The following is a 17,940-nucleotide window of genomic DNA, read 5'->3' as shown; positions in this document are numbered from 1 at the left end:
TGCAATCATTGCCAGGCTTCGATTCGTCCGACTGCGCTCATCGGTAATTCGATTTAGCGCGTCCACCAGTTCGGCAACCTGGGCCACCGAGTAGTGCGCTGTCATCCCTGGGCGAACATGCCAAAGGATGTCGGCAATCGTCTCTTCCCGAACTTCAGCCTCGCGTAACCGCATTCCCACGGTATGGCGTAGATCGTGGATGTGCAGATCGGGAATGCCTATATTCCTGCGCACCCGTTGCCATGCCCTATTGTTTTAAACATGGCGACACAAATAACGCCGCATAAAAGGATTATTCCCCCCAGCGCCGTGACGAGTATGCGGCGTTATTTAAGACGCTGTGTTTAGAACCAAGGGGTCGTGGGTTCGAGACCAACTGCTATGACTGAACGAGCCGCCGTAAGGCGATGCTATAAGTTTTGTCTCGCGGCAAATCAAGAATGTTCTTGTTATCACTTGGCTGTATTGGAGGCGCGAACCAGAATCGACGTACAAGGATTTGCAATCCTCTGCATGACCACGCTGCCATCGCGCCAACTTGTTTCGATGCAGCGTAGTTTTGCAGACCTCCGGATATCGTTCCTGATCAAATCATTACCCGACATTGCCACTCGTTTTGCCACTCGGAAGTGCGTGGCCGTTGTGTACCCACTCCTGCCACGCAAATTTTGACAGCCTCCCTCCCCGCGTCAGACCGGCGGCGGGCGCGCCGTGTGGGTCGCCGGCTTGACCTTCACCTTCACTTCGACGCGCGAGCCAAGGCGATTAATGATTCCCATCAGGCGGTCGAGCGTGAAACGGCCGGGATCCACATTGCGGATACGGGAGAAGTCCGCCGCCGCAATGCTGGCGCGGGTCTGGGTCCGACGCACCGATAGACGTTCGCGATCGAGGGTCTTGATGATCTCGGCGGCGAGCAGCGCCTTGAACTGGCGTTATCCTGACCTAGGTCGCGATAGACGTTGTCGGAGGACGTCGAGTCGCCGAACTTTCGTTGCAACATCCCCGAGGTGGAGACCGTAGTCCTGGTGCAGGCGATCAAGCGCAATCTGGAGCGCTTCCCGTAGGATTTCTTGCCCCAGCTTGCCGCCGAGGAGGTGGAGGCTTTGAGATCACAATTTGTGTCCTCAAAGTATCCGGGCCGCGGTGGCCGGCGCTATGCGCCCTACGCGTTCACCGAGCAAGGCGTGGCCATGCTCTCCTCGGTGCTCAACGCCCGGCGCGCCATCGCGGTTAACGTGAGGATCATGCGTGCCTTCGTGCGCCTCTGGGAGCTGATCGCCTCCAACAAAGAACTCGCCGCCAAGCGCGACCATATCGAGAAGAAGCGCGTACGGATGTCTTCGATTACATCGAACCTATGACCTAATACGATCGGGTGATGTAGTGGTAAGCGATTCGAAGCAAAATCTAGTTGATATGAGATATGTATGAGATATGTAAGTGTCGAAGGCGTACGGTATGAATGAGTAATGGCAATTTATTATTTCGGTGGGCATGGTCAAGTTCAGCGGGAAATGCTGGGTTGAGTGGGACCGAAGTGGATAACGATATCCCTAAAATCCGTCCCAGGGGTTGCAAAGCTTGCCGAGATACGTGTGTTGCGATCTTCTCTCGGTCGAGAGTCGGAAATAGTTCGGCCCGTATTGCCAACTTAATAATGCCGTTTCGTCTCCTTACATCTAATAAAGGAGTTACAAAATGCCTTCTCAACAAAGGTCCATATCGACCCAAATTCCTGTGTCTTCCCTTGTGAAACCAGGCGACTTCACGCCTAATCCTGAAGGCCCGGAACTACCCCCAGGCATCGGGCAACTGCCCTGGCCCTGGCCCTTACCGGGCGGCATTCCGCTTCCGGGCGGCGGCCTCCCGCCCTTCCATCTCTGCCACCTGAGCCTCCCGGAAGGCTGCTATCAGCTGAACATCACGAGCACACCCGCGGTGACACCGCGCCGGTGGTTCGGCAGCAAATATCGGCTCGGTACGCTGCGAGTGGAGAAGAACGGCACGAGCTACGCCGTCAGCGGTGACACGTATCGCTACTCGTGGTTCGATGTGCTGCTCGGCGGCGGAATACCGTCGTTCGGTCCCACGACCATTCCGATCTATGCGCGCAATCGCTACAACTCCTATCTCAAGGTCACCGCCGTGAACATTCCGTTCATCTCAAAGGGTGCCTGCAAGATCCATCTCACGGTCGAGGAGTACGACTACACGCAACCGGCCGCGGGCAGTTTCGACGGCACCTTCCCGGCGAGCGCGAGTCGGGTCATGGACATCTACCTCATGTCCATCGCGCCGCCAGCGGGCTTTGCCGGACCCTATTTCACAGGACAGGTCTACATCGGTGGCGTCCTGCAGGGCAATCTGTCGGTCACGCTGGCGTGGGTTAGCGCGATGTTCCGTAGGGCAACGGTCGAAGTCCACACAATGGCGGGCTCGGTGGCGCCCGCGCCCGTTCCGAGCGGCGGCGGCAGCGAGTACTTCAATACGATCTACGCTAAAGCGCATTGGGATCTGACGGTTCTGACCGATCCCAATCCGGTGCCGGTTCCGACCACCATGCCGCCAACGGTCCCAACCGCCTGCTGGCCGAGCAACGCCCTGCACGCTGTCATGACGTCACTTTCGGACTTTTCCGCCGTCAACCTCGATGCCACTTGGCACATGCATGTTCTGGTCGTGCAGGCGCAACTCGGCTGCGGACGCGGCGTAATGTTCGACACCATCAATGTTCCGCGCGAGGGTGTCGCAAGCTTCTGCGAAGACGGCTATCCGTCCTCGGACAGTGCGTGGTTCGGGTCCGCCGCCAATCAGCAGCAGAAGAACGTGCCGCGCGCCTTCCTGCGCAGTTGCACCCATGAGATCACCCATGGGTTCAACCAGATTCACCAGGAACAGGAGGGCGGCGCCGACAACTCGATCATGACAACGACGCCCAGCGTCGCCAACACCATCCACGCTGCGAGCGGCACGTTCCCGGACGACATCAATCTCGATTTCAACAGCCACGTGCGCCACCATCTCCGGCACCTGCCCGATCCGATCATCAGGCCCGGAGGCATGACGTTCACAGCGGGGCACAACGGCATTCCGGTTCCTTCCGAGGACGAGGCCGATCACACGACCGACGAAGTCGTCCAGCATCCTTCGCTCGAGCTGAGCCTGGAGGCCACGAAGCACCGCGTGAAAATCGGCGAGCCTCTCCATTTGACCTGGACGATGACCAACTCCGGGAGCGACACAATCCAGGCGCCGAACTTCGTCGGGATCGAACACGATTTCGCCGAGCTCAGGGTCGTGAAGTCTGACGGCAGCGCGCTGGACGTGGCGCCGTTCGTGATCGTCTGCGATGCGTCCCAACTGTCGGACCTCAAGCCGGGAGAGACACGCACGGCCGAGCACCACCTGTTCTGGAGTACCCAGGGCTTTTCCTTTGATGCACCGGGCAAGCACACGGTGGAACTCACGGTGTCGTGGAATGCGGGCGACATCAAGGTGGGCGCGACCGACTCATTGGAAGTCCTCGTTGACTACCCGGTGACGGAGCGCGACAACGACGTCATCGCGCACATGATGAACCCCGAAGTAGGCAAATTCATCGCCCTGGGTGGACACGCTTATCACCTCAAAGAGGCTGTATCGCGCGTGGGCAAGGTCGTTCGCGACCACCCGACGCACGACGTGGGCAAGTGCATGGCCGCCTTTTACGACGACAAGCTGGCGACCGCCAAACGCAAGTAAGCGTCCACCGCATGCGCTACGGAGCCTGGCCCCGCGCCTGGCTCTGCGGCGTGTCTCGGGACCTTCACTTCGACATGCGCGTTCGCAGCGCAGCGCCGAGGTCCAGGTCGTTTCTTCGACTCCCCACCCAGGAGGCCGATCATGGCGTCCGACAACCTGCAGTATGCGCCGCAGCCCAAGCTCGTCGACGGCCTGTTCGGCGTGCCCATGGATATCCAGACCATCGACGCGCATGTCGTCTTCGACGGCAGCACCTCGACGGCCACGGGGGACGCGACACTCACCTACCTGATGGGCGGCCAGGATGGCTGCCCGATCTTCGACCTGCGCCAGACCATCACCAGTGCATGGCTCGACGGCGTGCCGATCGCGCCCACGCTGCTCGCGCACCATGACTTCGGCGGCGGGCCGAATGCCGACCTGCGCATCGTCGCGATGGTGCAGACCGCTCACTCCGCGCACACGCTGCGGGTGCAGTATGCAGTTGGCGTGCCGCAAACCGACGTCGCGGGCAACTACACACCCCACGTGGTGTGGGATGCTGGGCCGCGACTGCGCTTCAACTTCGGATTCACGGACCTGCGTCCTTCGCGCTACCTCGAGGCATTCATTCCCGCGAACCTGATCTACGACCAGTTCCAGCTCACGATCGAGATCGACATCCAGAACACCGCAATCGCTCACTCGGTGATCACCAACGGCGCGGTCACGAGCCTCGGCGCCAACCACTGGTCGATCAGTTTTCCCGACCGATTCAGCGCATTGTCCACCCTGCTCGACGTGCGGGCCACCGACACGGTGACGCTGTGGACCGACTTGCTGACCCTGCCCGTCTCCGGCAATGTCGTGACCATAGAAGGGTGGAAGCTGAACACCGACATGGCGACCGACCTGGTCAACTCGGTCAACAACATCAAAGCCTACCTGTCGACCAACGAGAACGACGTGGGTCCATACCTGCACGGTAGTCGGTACGTGGCGTTCCTGTCCGCCGGCGGCATGGAATACGAAGGAGGGACCACATCGGTCCCCGCATCCTTGCGCCACGAGACGTACCACAGCTGGTGGGCGCGGGGCGTCAAGCCCGCCCGCCAGCAAGATGGCTGGTGGGACGAGGGCTGGGACGTCTATCACGATAACGGATCGATGGGGGCCACGCCATTCAACTTCGCAAACCCGCCTATCGAGCTGTGTTCGCAGAACGAATGGCAGCGCGTCACGGCCAGCAACGCCTATGGCGACGGTGAAGCGTTCTGGGAAGGCGTGGCGGCCTTGCTTGGTGTCGCCACGTTGAAGTCACTCATGCGCGAATTCTATAGCCAGTTCAAGGGCCGGGTCGCCGCCACGTACGATTTCGAGGCCTTCCTACTCTGCAAGACGGGCAACGCCCAACTGGTGAATGCGTTCCATCGCTTCGCTTACGGATTCACGACCCCTGTACCGGTGCCGGACCTGTGGCTACGCGACGAGATCGGCGACCCAGGCAACAACGCCTGGGCCGGGCGCTTCTGGGATTCGCCCGACCTGTGGGTGCGCAATGCGGATGACGGCAGCAGCGTTCACCAGAACCCGGAATACGGGCAGGACAATTGGATCTATGCGCGGGTTCGAAATAGGAGCCCCTCGGCCACGGCGCAACATTTTGCGGTTGCCTTCCAGGTCAAGACTTTCGCTGGCACCCAATTTTCCTATCCGGCCGATTTTCTTCCCTGCGCTGCGGCCGTCGTCGGATTCAACCTATCCGCCGGGCAGTCGACTGTTTTGAAGGCGCGATGGCCGACGAGTCTCGTGCCACCGGCGGGAACGCATGCCTGCCTACTCGCGTCGGTCCTGACACCAGGGGACTTCCCCGCCATTGCAGCCCATGCCTGGGAACATAACAATCTGGCTCAGAAGAACCTAACCATCATCGATCTTCGGCCGAACGAATTCATAGTGATCCCATTCGTAGTGCCAAATCTATTTCGCAGGGTCATCGGGGAGTTCGCTCTTCAGCTCATACCGCACCAGAAGTTCATTCCGGAATCGGTCAGCCTTATACGCAGCGACGGAAAACTCGCGGAAAAGCGCAGACGTAGTCGACTTGCGCAAAATGCGAAGAATATGGCCGCCGGACAGCTGAGCGATTGCGGACAGCAACCGCAGTTACCTCTGAAGGACTGGGGGTGGATCACCGCGGATGACAGCCCGCGATTCGCCGAGCTCTTTGCCGATCGAGTCGAAATGCCGTTCACGAAGAATAGTGGTTTCAAGATGCCTATCGACGTCCAACCGACCGAGCAGCACGTCTACGGTTTGAAAGTCATTGTCCCTCCTAACGCCGTCATAGGCGAGGTCATGAAATTTGACCTGGCCCAAGTAGACCGCCGCTCAGGAAAAATTCTAGGCGGAATCGCGGCGGAGATTCGCGTCAGATAGGCTTTGGTGCACAAATATGCACAGGGTGCACTACGACTGCGTTTTTCGTTTCCGCGGCAATTGGCCGGATTTTTATGCCGCGCGGCTTGGCGCGCAATTTTTTGCGGCATTCCCCGGTGTTACTGCACAAAATCACGAAGCGAAGGATAAAGTAGTGAAGGTGATATTTGGGCTTCCCCCATTCTCACGGACACTTTGCTAGCCTGCGAAGCGTCTTTCGAATTCAACCGGGCTGATCTGACCTAGGGTCGAGTGACGGCGCCTGCGGTTGTAGAAGCGCTCGATGTAGTCGAAGATATCCGCACGCACTTCTTCGCACGTTGCATACCACTTGCGGTGGATCCGCTCGAAGGACTTGGCCTATGGGTTCATGGAGAGAGGGTTGGGCGTCATGTGGCCGAAGCGCGACTACTTTCTGGGCAAATTGATAACCTGCGCAGATGCTGGCTCCGAACTCCCAGAGGGCTCGGCCTTTCGCAGCAAAACAGGCGCGACGTTCCATTGCTGCCCGTTCTCGGTGATGACGGTGACGGTCTTGCGGTTGTACTTCGAAATGATGCCGGTAAGCACCGGGTGACCCTCGGGCTGAAAGGACACGCGTTCACCGATGCTGAAATCGAGCATATGCGCGTGCGCGCGCATCTGATGCAGGAACTTCAAACGCGCGACGACGCGATTGTTGAGATCGATGAGTTCGGCCTCGGTCAGTTTATCGATGTCGATCGTCACTGCGATGGACTCCGTTAAGCGATGACGGCGGGTATGCTGCGGGACCGAGCTAAGACGCCCAACGGCACCTTCACCGGCGCGCCGATTTTGCCCGTCCGGTGGAAGGTATAGTTGGACCGGTGGTCACCGGTACATTGCGTCGTTTCGAGAGCATTATCGTTCAACACTTCGCTGAGGCCCAATCGATTCGCAAGCTTTGTTGCGGCCGCGCGAACGGAAGCCCAAGAACGCGGAGAATCTCCCGGTCCGCCGGGTATTCCGCTGGGTTGCCCACGCCCAATGCGCGCGGCAGAACGTCCGGGCGGTAGACGAAAGTGCCAAAAAGGATGTCCCACAACGGCACCACGGCGCTGTAGTTCATCGCTTCCGCCACATCGGCGCTGTGGTGGTAGCGGTGCAACTCGGTACCGACCAGCACGTAATTCAGCCAGCCGACCCGGATATCCACGTTGAAGTGCGACACCAAGCCCTGCAGCCCCAGTATCAGGCTCGCCACGAACATCGCCTCGGTCGAGAATCCGAGGAAGAACAGCGGCGCGGTGAGGATGAGTCGGACGGCGATCGTATTAAGCGGGTGTGCGACGACATGCATCATGACATAGACCTGTTGCGGCAGATGATGCGGGGCGTGTACCCACCACAGCCACCGGCCAAGCCGGCCCTTGCCTTCGTGGCTCAAGCGGTGCAGCCAATACCACAGAAAATCCGGAATGATCAGTGCAAGGATCACCGCCGGCACCAGGAGCAGCGCGGCGTGCGAGTCGCCACGCGCGAGCCTGTAGTGCAGGATCGCCCAACCCCCCGCGTAATTGGCAAGCCCGAGCGTCGTGCTGCCGATAAGTAGGAACGGCAGATCGCGCCGGAAGAAACTGGCCGTGGTCATCTTCCAGTCCCTGCGCAGCGGATGCAGCGCCTCGACGAGCACCATGAGGCCGACCAGCCCGGACAGGTAGTAGCCGTAATATCTCCCCAATTGGCCCGCGGGTTGATTCAGTTCGACCCACGCGTACCAGAGCGTCGTGCCGAGCAATAGCGGATACAGCCCGAACCTGAGGACCGTTTCGATCCATTTCCTCCAATCGATTCTCATCTCTCCACCCTTCTGGGCGGGCGCCCGTGTCCAGTCAGGCTAAGAGGGTGAACCCTGCCTTTAGGGGGGAGAGTCAAGCGCGGTGCGTGCAGGGGATCATGCGAACCGGCGGTTCATCTCGCGTTGCATGGCAACGAGGCGCTTCTCGAGATCGCGGATGGCATCAATCTGCGCAGCCAGCGACGCGCGCTTCCGATCGAAGAGGGCGTTGGCAAGCTTCAGCGGGAATCGCTTATCGCTCACCCTGGCGGAAACCAATTCCTTCATCTCGGACAGCTTGAACCCGAACGACTGCGAGTACTTGAGAACGTGCACCAGAAACACGTCGCGCTCGGAGTACACACGGTACTTCCCGCGCCGTGCGGGCGCCGGCATCAGCCCCATTGCCTCGTAAAGGCGTATGGCTTTGCGCGAGGCACCGGTAATTTGCGCGACCTTGCCGATATATAAGTAAGGGTCTTCCCGGTGGGTCCGGGCAGTGAAGATAGGGTGCATGCTTTCATCCATCGCGATCTGAGGTTCCCTCTGTTTTTCGTCTCCCAAGGGGTCGTGGGTTCAAATCCTGCCAGGCGCGCCATCTTCTCAAGGGCTTGCAGAAATGCAGGCCCTTTTCATTTACATCCTGCCAGCAGCGCGAACCCTTCATGCTGGCTGCTCGACTAGAAAGATCGAGTCGCCTTGAAGGTGCGCATATCCCGCGTGTGGTCCGCAATCACCGACCACTGAATCGATTGCGAAGGCTGCTGAATTCATCAGCCTCCCGATTCTATTCTGATGTGAGAAAAATACGACCGCAGTTGTCTGAATAGGAGATCGTCGATCTGCCTTGCTCTGGGCTGATAAAGGAAAGGACGCCGGGGATAAATGCGATCGTTGATCCAGTGCTCGGACCAGCCGGTTGTCGTGGCGAGGCACGGCTGCGAAAACTCCGCTTCCCATGCCTGATATCTTGATCGCAGCCGAGGACGTCTCGCACGGTAAACCGGAGCCGGACTGTCATCAGCGCGCGGCGCAGCGGCTCGGCGTCGACCCTCGGGCCTGTCTGGTCGTCGAAGATGCGGCCGCTGGTATCGCGGCGGCGGAGGCCGCAGGGGCGACTATCGTGGTGATCAGCGCCACTCACGCCCACGCCATCGAAACGGCGCACACTACTCGCCAGCTATCACCGAGCTACAGTCGTCGCGGATGACCAGGGCTTGGCGCTGATGCAGGCTTGAGCCTTCTTCGGCATGATTGATCAGCCCGGAGCCGTTCCGAGCCCATCGACCACGCCCCTAAATTTTCGAACAACCACCTCCTCTGCGACTTGTCCGATTCCGGTAACAGCCGCCAACCGCGAATCAATTGGCAAGCGGCGACAACCCGTAACCTCGACAGAAAGCGTGCGGCAAGTGACGATTTCGTCCGGGGGCGCCATACTGATCTCCACCGCTGAGGCTAAGGTCTTACGGCCTTGGCTCCGAGTGACGAATCAGAGGCTTGCGTCATGAAATCATCTGATGAATTGCCCTTCCACATACCGCAGTGTAGTTCGCGTGCGTCGCGTTGCGTATTCGTGTGGCGGGGCGCAGGCCAGCACCTCATGCTGTACGCGGCAGTGCTCGCGTCCATGTTGACTACTGCCTGCGGAGGGGGTTCGGGCGGCGCGGCGGCGCCCTCGAATCCGGTAACGATTGCAATCGCGCCCAGTTCGGCGAGCGCCGTCGTCGGCGGCGCTACGGTACCGTTCACAGCGACCGTCAGGAACGCCACCAACACGGTCGTTGCATGGCAGGTGAGCGGCGTAGACGGTGGCAGTTCCACCACCGGGACGATATCGGCGGGCGGCCTCTATACCTCACCCGCGACGCTACCGAGTTCCGCCACCGTCACGATAACCGCCGTGTCCCAGGCTGACGCCACGAAATCCGCATCCGCGCGGGTCACGCTCACGACACCACCCGCGGTCGCCGTCACCGTGACTCCTTCCACGGCGTCGGTCACGGTCTCGACAACGCAGCCACTCTCGGCCACCGTCACCAACGATCCCAGCAGTGCTGGCGTGACCTGGAGTGTCTCCGGAACTGGATGTACAGGATCTGAGTGCGGCACGTTGAGCGCAACGTCTGGCGCTACCATTACCTACACGGCGCCCACCACAGTTCCGGCGCCACCTGGCATCACCGTCGTCGCGACGTCGAAGGCCGACGCGACCGCAAAGGGCGCGGCGGCCCTCACCATCACCGCTGCAGCGCTGCCGGTAACGGTGGCGGTCAATCCGCAGATCGTTGCCGTTACGACGTCCCAGCGCTCAGTGTTCGCGGCGACTGTCTCGGGCACGGGCAACACGGCCGTCAGCTGGAGCGTCGACGGCGTCGACGGCGGCAACGCAACAGCCGGCACGATCGACGGCAGCGGGCACTACACACCCCCTTCGGCCGGCGGTACACACACGATCACCGCCACGAGTCAGGCCGATCCGACCAAGAACGGAACGGCGGTCGTCGCCGTCACGGATCTGACCGGCATCGTTACTCATCACGTGGACGTGGCCCGGACCGGCCACAACCCGAAGGAGTACGCGCTGACGCCGGCCCGCCTCGCGACTCCGGGCGCCTTCGGCAAGATCTTCTCGTGCGCGGTCGATGGGCAGATCTACGCACAGCCGCTCTACGTGGCGAACGTCGCCATCGCCGGTGCCACGCACAATGTCCTGATCGTCGCGACAGAACATGACAGCGTGTACGCATTTGATGCCGATAGCTCAGGTTGCACGCAGTACTGGAAGACGAGCTTCCTCGGTGCGGGCATCACGCCCGTCTCGCCGGCCGACACCGGCGAGACGGGCGACCTCGTGCCGGAGATTGGCGTCACCGGCACGCCGGTCATCGACGTAGGCCGAGGCACCATCTACGTCGTGGCGAAGACGCAGGAGAGCGGGGGCTATTTCCAGCGCCTGCACGCCCTCGATCTCGGCACCGGGTCCGAGAAGTTTGGTGGACCAACGGTCATCCAGGCCACCTCCACGGGCAGCGGTGTTGGCGGCAACACGTTCGATGCCCTGAGGGAGAACCAGCGCTCGGCATTGCTGATGCTCAACAATGTCGTCTACATTGCCTGGGCGTCACACGGCGACAAGCCTCCGTACCACGGCTGGATCGTCGGCTACGATGCCGATACCCTGCAGCGCACGACGATGTTCAATGTAACGCCCAACGGGGAGCAGGGTGGGATCTGGATGGCAGGCGGAGGCCCGGCTGCAGACGCCAGCGGCAACGTCTACGTGATGACCGGGAACGGCACCTTCGACACCAGCGCGACGGTTCCGCCGGTCGCCCCGAACGACGACTTCGGCGAGTCGTTCCTGCGACTCGCCACCGCGGGCGGCCTGCTCGTCGCCGATTTCTTCACACCGGGAAACCAAAGCACGTTGAATATCAACGACTGGGACCTGGGCTCCGGTGCGCCTGTCGTGCTGCCGGACACCATGGGCTCGACCGCTCATCCGCACCTGCTGGTGGGTGGCGACAAGCAGGGCTACCTTTACCTGGTCGATCGCGACAACATGGGTCGGTACGCTGGTTCGGGTGCCGACGCCAATGTCCAGACCGTGCAAGTGCTGGCATCGACGCCGTGCGTCTTGTGCGGATTCTTCGACACGCCGGCGGTATTGGGCGACCGGATCTACGTGGCCGCGATCACGGACACGTTGCGCGCCTACCAGATCACGAACGCGACCATGACGGCAGCCGGGAGCGCCACGGACCTGACGCTCGAAGTGCCGGGTGCGGTTCCTGTGGTGTCTTCGCAGGCCGGTACGAACGGTGTCGTCTGGGTGGTCGACGCCTCGATGAACGGGACGAACGGTGCCGCCCTCGGTCCGGCCGTGCTGCGCGCATATGACGCGTCCAGCCTGGGGACCGCCGTGTACCGCAGCGATGCCAAGTTGGCCGACCAGGCCGGCGACGCCGTGAAGTTCGTGCCGCCGGTAGTCGCGAACGGCAAGGTCTATGTGGCGGGCCGCTCAAGCGTCACGGTGTACGGTTTCGCGCCCTAGCCGGCCCGCGAATGTGGAGACCTGCTAGCGGCGCCACTTCCTCCGGGGATATTCGCCGCGCGCCTCCATTCGATCGAGGGTGATCTTGTGCTTGAAGTTTCCTCTCCCGCCCAGAATTCCTCGTGACGGCGGGAAGCCCGGGCCTTCTCTCGATCAAACGGCTGAACGGCAGCCGATCAGGGCAATATGACCACATCAATCCAGTGCCCAGATTCATCCTGTCCAGTGCGCCAGTACATCAAACGGTTAGATGCGAAAGCGTCTAGCCGTTTTTCATTGGACAGGGCTTGTGATTTCAATCCACCGCGCAAGCCGACACAAGAGGTCGCGACTCCTCCCACTTCCCGGCCTCGTCGCTGCATGATCTCCTCCAAGTGTTAGACTGACTGCGCAAAAAATATCGGACGGGATCCAAGCCAGTTTCATTGTCGCCAACTCCGGCGATCCCGTTCTTTCTCTTTATTCTCGGAGACGGATAATGAAAGTTTTGAAAGGCATCACGGCGCTGGCCCTGTTGACCGGCGCGGCCGTGGCGTTCGCGGGCGGCACCATCGATCAACTGCAGAATGCCACGCAATCCGAGTTTCGACTGCTCTCGGAAGACCTCGGTGCGGCGTTGAGCTACAAGCCACTATCGCCCGCCGAACCGCTCGGCATTACCGGGTTCGATATCGGAGTCTCGGCAAACGCCACCTCGCTGGAACACGGTGCAGTACTGGAAAAAGTCACGTCATCCAGCGCGCCATCCACGGTAGTCGTTCCCAGGATCCAGGCGATCAAGGGCTTGCCGCTCAATATCGATATCGGCGCTTCGTACGCAGCCGTCCCGGGTTCCAACATCAAGCTCATCGGCATCGAGGCGAAGTACGCGATCCTCGCCGGCAGCGTGGCGACACCGGCGCTGGCAATACGCGGCAGCTACACCAGACTTTCGGGTGTGGACCAGCTTGACTTCGATACCCGGGGCATCGACGTCTCGCTGTCCAAGGGATTTACCGTGGTGACGCCCTACGTTGGCGTTGGCACAGTGTGGGTGACCAGCACGCCGAAGAACATACCCTCGTTGACCAAAGAGACCTTCCGCGAGAACAAGATTTTCGGAGGCGTCAATTTGCATTTCGCCCTGTTCAACATGGCTTTCGAAGCTGACAAGACGGGAGACGCGACCTCCTACGGCGCAAAAGTCGGGCTGCGGTTCTGACGAGTCTTAAGCGATCTTGTCCAGCGGCAGCCTGACCTTTCGAGATCGTCCACAAAGCCCTCAAGTGTTGCACTTGGAGGTTGAATCCATCATCGATGCCTACGCGAGAAACGGCCGAACAAAGTTCTGGTAGAGAAGTCCCGTCGCGCCACAGACGAGGATGGTAGGTATGACCCCGGCGCGGAGGCGGAACAGCGCAACGCCGGCGGAAACACCGATCACGAGTAGTGGCCACTCGAATCCACCGCTCAAGCCCGCGGGCCAAAGCACGTGATACGCAAAAAACACCGCCAGGTTGACGATGACACCGACTACGGCAGCTGTGATTGCCGTTAGAGGTGCCGTGATGCGCGGCTGCCGATGGGTGGTCTCGATGATGGGTCCGCCTGCAAGAATAAAGATGAACGAGGGCAGAAACGTAAAGTAGGTCACCACTGTTGCTGCCATCGCACCAGCAAGAAAGTGGCGGTCCGCGCCGAATAGCTCGGCGCCCCATCCGCCCACGAAACCCACAAAAGCCACCACCATGATCAGCGGACCGGGTGTGGTCTCGCCGAGCGCAAGGCCGTCAATCATCTGGGCCGTCGTCAACCAGCCGTGCCCTTCCACCGCGCCCTGGAATACATAGGGCAGCACGGCGTAGGCACCGCCAAAAGTCAGCAACGCAGCCTTGGTGAAGAACCATCCCATCTGGGTAAGAACACCGTCCATGCCGAACGGCGCAATCAGTATTGCTATCAACAAAGCCCATAGTCCAACGCCAATCAGCAGCACGCGCAACAGTCGTGACCAGGTAAAGCGCGCGTGCTCCGGTGTCGGTGTGTGGTCGTCGATGATCGCCGGTCCGAATTCTCCCTTTGCACCCTGATGGCCACCGGAGACGAACAATGTCGGCCACAAGCGACCGCCGACGGCGCCGGCGATCCCGGCGCCGACAACAATCCACGGGAACGGTATCTCGAAAAGAAAGATCGCAACGAATGCGGCCACCGCGATGGCCCACAGCAGTGCGTTTTTCAGCGCACGCGAACCGATGCGGTATGCGGCAAACAACACGATGGCAGTCACAGCAGGCTTGATGCCGTACAGAATGCCGGCCACCAGCGGCAAATTGCCGAACGCTACATAGATCCACGACAGCACGATGAGAATCAGCAGCGATGGCAGCACGAACAGCCCGCCAGCGACGATTCCGCCTGGCGTGCGATGCATCAACCATCCAATGTAAGTGGCAAGTTGCTGCGCCTCGGGGCCTGGGAGCACCATGCAGTAGTTCAGCGCATGCAGAAACCGACGCTCGGAAATCCAGCGCCGCCTTTCCACCAGTTCTTGATGCATGATCGCAATCTGACCAGCCGGCCCACCGAAGCTGATGAAGCCGAGCTTGAGCCAGAAGCGGAACGCCTCGGAGAAGGAGACCGGGGCGGGAGGCGGCGGCGTGGAATCGGCGCCTATCGCTTCAGGTGCTTGCGGTGTAGTGGACATAGAGGAATTCAGCTTTTCGTAGTCTGGCATGCGGTCGAACAACTGCCGGAATTCCATCTCCTGCAACTTGTCTCGCGCCTCAACCTCAAGGATCTGCGCGCTGCCGCCCGAGGTAGTGACCTCCTCGCACTGTGCCTGCAGCGGCTCGAGAAACTCGTCCCAGTTGGGAAGCACATAAACCCCGTCGCGCAATACCGCCGTGCCGAGCGCCTTGAGCGCCCGCCACACGCGCATACGCACGGCGGGCTGCTGGCCTTGGAGTGTCAGGATAAAGAACAGCCAAGCCTGCTTGCCCAATTTGGGTTCAGAGGCCAAAGGAACTTGGTTATTAATCCCATCCGTCGCATCGATCATGCATAACCAACGGACCTTATTCAACTTTTAATCGGACATTACTGATTCAACCTACTGACTCACAATGGAAATGCGTCTTGGAGAGGAAGGAACTTCGGCCTAGGGTAGGGTCAAGGACTGGCGCGCCAATCAACAGCCAGGGTCTCATGGATCCACGTCCGGTCGCAGGGCCCGGATAAACGTCACGATATCGCGGATCTGATCGTCGGTGAACGCGACACCGAAGGCTGCCATGCGACCGGGCTTGCCGTTTTTGATGCGGTTGAAGATCTGATCGTCGGTGAGTTCGGTCCCCATCAGCTGAGGCCCCTTGGCCCCCTTGCGGCCGTAGTTTTCATGACAGAAGCCGCAGATGTTGCGAAACGTGTTCTTGACACTGAAATCCTGCTTTGGTGGTCCGCTGCCGGTTGCCTGTGACGTCGAGCTTTGCGGCTGTGTCGGCGCGGCTGTTTCCGCCGCCTGCGCCCCCACACCATATGGCATGACCAGTGCTGTGCACACGATGAGTAGAAAGGCTCGACCCATCGGCTTCCAGAGGCTCGGGCGGAACTTTCGGGGAAAACACTCGGCGCGGAAACGGTGCGACTCCCCGATGCCGGCAGAGTAGCTCATGCCAGTGTAATGTCCCATGCAGTTCGCTTCGACAGCGTCGGCTTGGGTCCCCGTTTCCGGCTGAACATGAAACTGCCCCTTTCGAATGCGATCAACGAGCTCGATCCCTACGATGGGTCTCGCGGGGCTGACAATCGTTTCAAAACCCAGCATCGCACCCGTTCGCGCATTCAGCGCTCGATGATGCTGTTCGATGAGGTTGTTCAGATACTGACAGGTTCGGACGTTCACGCGATGCCAGATTCGGCTCTCGCGGAACAGCTTGAACAACGCCCGGTGACCTGGACGATGCCTGTCCTGCGTCACCCGCGTCCGCGCGCCAGCGGCATTTCTCGGCTTCATGTTTTCTCCTTTGAGCGCATGTCATACCGCGGTACCCCTACCATAAGGGAGGCGGCGCACTAATAGGTTAAGTGGTTCTGACCATGCATTCTCTTACGCGAGGAATTTGCGCCCCCCATCCACTGCGTAGCGCCCAGGCGATCAGACGTTCTAGTTTGCAGGGAGCCCCTTGATGTAGGTCGCCATGACGTTTACTTGTTCCTCGGTAAGCACTTTTTTGTAACCTGGCATCGCCCCGCCGGATTTTCCATTCAGGATGCGCTGACGTATTTGCTCTTCGGTCATTGTGGTGCTCGCAAGCTTTGGCCCTTTGCCGGCATCCATGCCGTAGCCGTCGTGGCACCAACTACAGTTGGTGGCGAACAGCTTTTTCACGTCTATTGCAGGCTTTGCTTGTTCAGTACCCGAATTCTCTTCGGCGAAGGTTGCCGACGCCGCGCCTGCCAAGTAGAAACTCAGTGCTAACACCGACGGCATCAAGTTCTGTTTGGTCAGCAAATATTTCTCCTGTCAGTCATGGGCAAGGTCGAACGCCGCCTTTACGCCGGTGGCAAGGTCACGACTTGTCCCGATTCCCCAGTAGTGCAAAAACAAAATTCGTGGCGACTCTCCGGTCATATGATTGTGGATCGCTACGACGTCGATGCGGTTCGCGCGAAGCGTTTTCAATACGGACTGCAGTTCGTCCTCGTGCATCGCGATGTCTCCCGCCACGACCGCACGGTCATCGCCACCGGCAAAAGCCGCCCACGAATTGACGCCCATGGACTTGCCCATGTCGTGGCCATTCATGCTCGTGGTTCGCCCTACCGTAACTTTGTAGACACCCTTGGCAAGATCACCCTTTACGCCGAGGATCTCGGCGATGGGGTCAGGATTCAGCGTAGTCTTCGCCGGATCAATCTGAGAGCGGAGCACCTCGCCGCGGCCACCTGCGGTCTCCTTGATCTTTGCGAATACCTTGCCCACCGCCCGTGCGAGGTCCTCTTCGGCCCCCATGCCGCCGATATGCATGAACATGACCCGTGGGGTTTCCCAGAAAAAGTGATTATGCAATGCGGTGACCTGGAGGCCCGACTCCAGCGCTACGCTCATGACCGGATTGACCTGGTCTTCGAGCATCACCATGTCTCCCATCACCGACACGTGGGAACCGGTGCGGGTAAATGCTGCCCAGGCGGTCAAGCCGAACGGAGCGGTGATATGGATACCGCCGGCGTTGACATCGAGGTCGTTGCGCGGATAGCGCACCGTGAACACGCCCTCCTTCGCGTCGTACGAACCCTTCAGGTCGGTGAGTTGCTCGATGCGGGCGGTGTCGAGACCGCCTTCTTCGGCGTAAGAGATTGCCGGGCACACCACGAGACTCGTCACAGAAAAAGAAAATGCGACGACGGAACGTCGCAGATAGGTTGTAAACAGATCGGTTTCGGGATTCATTTGTCCTCCATCGTTTAGTTCTGACAGCGAAGCTCAGTAGGTCCAGCCGTGACGATCGCCCTGAAGCTCGCGGCACCACGCGTAGAGCGCGTCGTAGACGACCATCCCGTGCTTAAGCATTTCGTGATCGTCGGAAAAGCGGCGGGACAGACCAAGCGAAATCGCCAATAACCCCGGTGCCTGCGGTGCGAGGTCCAGACGATCGGTGTCCGCGCCGCGAACAATCACGGCAAGTTTTGCCAGTGCGGGGTCAGATAGCCCGTACTTCTTTAAGAACGCGTCAAAGCTGCATAGCTCCCGCACGTGGCTAAGTTCCACTCCGGGAATGTCATACGGGATCGCACCGGTCTCCTTGGCAATGCCAATTACCTTGTCCGAAGGTACAAAGAGAAATTCCGCGGAGGGATCAATGAATCGGGTGATGAGCCACGGACAGGCAACGCGGTCGATCTTGGGCCTTTCACGGGTTACCCATTTCAATGTGCCTTT

16 protein-coding genes, 1 tRNA gene and 3 pseudogenes are annotated in these 17,940 nt (G+C 60.0%); 6 read left to right on the top strand and 14 right to left on the bottom strand.

The annotated features are described in order from the left end of the window. From HY067_23260 to HY067_23250, 3 genes and pseudogenes are all read right to left on the bottom strand, one after another. Positions 1–234, bottom strand: a 234-nt coding sequence (locus HY067_23260; protein MBI3530871.1) for a site-specific integrase, incomplete at its 3' end; no start/stop codon positions are given. Between the two features lie 232 nt (positions 235–466). After that, a tRNA-Cys gene (locus HY067_23255) sits at positions 467–535 on the bottom strand. Positions 536–689: 154 nt separating this feature from the next. Beyond that, positions 690–1,003, bottom strand: a pseudogene (locus HY067_23250) (XRE family transcriptional regulator). On the opposite strand from HY067_23250, the pseudogene HY067_23245 reads away from it, so the two are divergent. The 3 genes and pseudogenes from HY067_23245 to HY067_23235 all read left to right on the top strand — a co-directional run bounded on the left by HY067_23245 (position 963) and on the right by HY067_23235 (position 6,162). Continuing rightward, a pseudogene (locus tag HY067_23245) lies at positions 963–1,364 on the top strand (ORF6N domain-containing protein). The pseudogenes HY067_23250 and HY067_23245 sit on opposite strands and share 41 nt — an antisense overlap. A 577-nt stretch (positions 1,365–1,941) precedes the next feature. After that, positions 1,942–3,744: a hypothetical protein gene (locus HY067_23240; GenBank protein MBI3530870.1), complete on the top strand. Its 1,803-nt coding sequence runs from the start codon at positions 1,942–1,944 to the stop codon at positions 3,742–3,744. A gap of 141 nt (positions 3,745–3,885) precedes the next feature. After that, positions 3,886–6,162 carry a hypothetical protein gene (locus HY067_23235; GenBank protein MBI3530869.1) on the top strand — a complete coding sequence of 759 codons (2,277 nt, stop codon included), beginning with the start codon at positions 3,886–3,888 and terminating at the stop codon, positions 6,160–6,162. A gap of 198 nt (positions 6,163–6,360) precedes the next feature. On the opposite strand, the pseudogene HY067_23230 reads toward HY067_23235, so the two are convergent. The 4 genes and pseudogenes from HY067_23230 to HY067_23215 form a co-directional block, all read right to left on the bottom strand. Continuing rightward, positions 6,361–6,477 (bottom strand): annotated as a pseudogene (locus tag HY067_23230) (IS3 family transposase). A 93-nt stretch (positions 6,478–6,570) separates the two neighbouring features. After that, positions 6,571–6,891 (bottom strand): hypothetical protein, encoded by a 321-nt coding sequence (locus HY067_23225; GenBank protein MBI3530868.1) that lies wholly within the window; start codon positions 6,889–6,891, stop codon positions 6,571–6,573. Positions 6,892–7,051: 160 nt separating this feature from the next. Beyond that, a complete protein-coding gene (locus HY067_23220; protein MBI3530867.1) occupies positions 7,052–7,981 on the bottom strand; it encodes a sterol desaturase family protein in 930 nt (309 codons plus the stop codon). 96 nt (positions 7,982–8,077) lie between these two features. Further along, complete coding sequence (locus HY067_23215; GenBank protein ID MBI3530866.1) at positions 8,078–8,476, bottom strand: MerR family transcriptional regulator; 399 nt, start codon at positions 8,474–8,476, stop codon at positions 8,078–8,080. Positions 8,477–8,918: 442 nt separating this feature from the next. Between HY067_23215 and HY067_23210 the strand changes: the two genes are divergently transcribed. After that, positions 8,919–9,170 carry an HAD-IA family hydrolase gene (locus HY067_23210; protein ID MBI3530865.1) on the top strand — a complete coding sequence of 84 codons (252 nt, stop codon included), beginning with the start codon at positions 8,919–8,921 and terminating at the stop codon, positions 9,168–9,170. A 248-nt stretch (positions 9,171–9,418) separates the two neighbouring features. Here HY067_23210 and HY067_23205 read toward each other — a convergent pair whose 3' ends face one another. After that, a complete protein-coding gene (locus HY067_23205; protein MBI3530864.1) occupies positions 9,419–9,787 on the bottom strand; it encodes a hypothetical protein in 369 nt (122 codons plus the stop codon). A gap of 24 nt (positions 9,788–9,811) precedes the next feature. Further along, the gene (locus HY067_23200) at positions 9,812–10,072 is read right to left on the bottom strand and encodes a hypothetical protein (GenBank protein MBI3530863.1); all 261 of its coding nucleotides are present in this window, start codon (positions 10,070–10,072) and stop codon (positions 9,812–9,814) included. Between the two features lies 1 nt (position 10,073). Between HY067_23200 and HY067_23195 the strand changes: the two genes are divergently transcribed. Both HY067_23195 and HY067_23190 read left to right on the top strand, forming a co-directional pair. After that, positions 10,074–12,017: a pyrrolo-quinoline quinone gene (locus HY067_23195; protein MBI3530862.1), complete on the top strand. Its 1,944-nt coding sequence runs from the start codon at positions 10,074–10,076 to the stop codon at positions 12,015–12,017. A 478-nt stretch (positions 12,018–12,495) separates the two neighbouring features. After that, positions 12,496–13,218 (top strand): hypothetical protein, encoded by a 723-nt coding sequence (locus HY067_23190; GenBank protein MBI3530861.1) that lies wholly within the window; start codon positions 12,496–12,498, stop codon positions 13,216–13,218. 99 nt (positions 13,219–13,317) lie between these two features. Here the strand turns inward: HY067_23190 and chrA are convergent, their stop codons facing one another. The 5 genes from chrA to HY067_23165 all read right to left on the bottom strand — a co-directional run bounded on the left by chrA (position 13,318) and on the right by HY067_23165 (position 17,931). Next, entirely contained in the window at positions 13,318–14,703 is a 1,386-nt protein-coding gene (chrA, locus tag HY067_23185; GenBank protein MBI3530860.1) for a chromate efflux transporter, read from the bottom strand. A gap of 498 nt (positions 14,704–15,201) precedes the next feature. Next, on the bottom strand, positions 15,202–16,011 hold the full coding sequence (locus tag HY067_23180; protein ID MBI3530859.1) for a c-type cytochrome: 810 nt from the start codon (positions 16,009–16,011) through the stop codon (positions 15,202–15,204). A 150-nt stretch (positions 16,012–16,161) separates the two neighbouring features. Next, complete coding sequence (locus tag HY067_23175) at positions 16,162–16,509, bottom strand: cytochrome c (protein MBI3530858.1); 348 nt, start codon at positions 16,507–16,509, stop codon at positions 16,162–16,164. 12 nt (positions 16,510–16,521) lie between these two features. Continuing rightward, positions 16,522–17,451, bottom strand: a complete 930-nt coding sequence (locus HY067_23170; protein ID MBI3530857.1) for a DUF1259 domain-containing protein — start codon at positions 17,449–17,451, stop codon at positions 16,522–16,524. Positions 17,452–17,484: 33 nt separating this feature from the next. After that, entirely contained in the window at positions 17,485–17,931 is a 447-nt protein-coding gene (locus tag HY067_23165; protein ID MBI3530856.1) for a chromate resistance protein, read from the bottom strand. Positions 17,932–17,940: the final 9 nt, after the last annotated feature.

It is taken from the genome of Betaproteobacteria bacterium (assembly GCA_016194905.1).
Lineage (GTDB): Bacteria > Pseudomonadota > Gammaproteobacteria > Burkholderiales > JACQAP01 > JACQAP01.
Note: the sequence above shows the minus strand (reverse complement) of the source record. Positions and strands in the feature narration are given on the sequence as shown.

Coding starts and splice junctions, on each gene's coding strand:
- HY067_23210 (MBI3530865.1), top strand. CDS start 8,919: ATGCCTGATATCTTGATCGCAGCCGAGGACGTCTCGCACGGTAAACCG.
- HY067_23215 (MBI3530866.1), bottom strand. CDS start 8,476: ATGCACCCTATCTTCACTGCCCGGACCCACCGGGAAGACCCTTACTTA.
- HY067_23180 (MBI3530859.1), bottom strand. CDS start 16,011: ATGAAGCCGAGAAATGCCGCTGGCGCGCGGACGCGGGTGACGCAGGAC.
- HY067_23235 (MBI3530869.1), top strand. CDS start 3,886: ATGGCGTCCGACAACCTGCAGTATGCGCCGCAGCCCAAGCTCGTCGAC.
- chrA (MBI3530860.1), bottom strand. CDS start 14,703: ATGTCCACTACACCGCAAGCACCTGAAGCGATAGGCGCCGATTCCACG.
- HY067_23220 (MBI3530867.1), bottom strand. CDS start 7,981: ATGAGAATCGATTGGAGGAAATGGATCGAAACGGTCCTCAGGTTCGGG.
- HY067_23190 (MBI3530861.1), top strand. CDS start 12,496: ATGAAAGTTTTGAAAGGCATCACGGCGCTGGCCCTGTTGACCGGCGCG.
- HY067_23170 (MBI3530857.1), bottom strand. CDS start 17,451: ATGAATCCCGAAACCGATCTGTTTACAACCTATCTGCGACGTTCCGTC.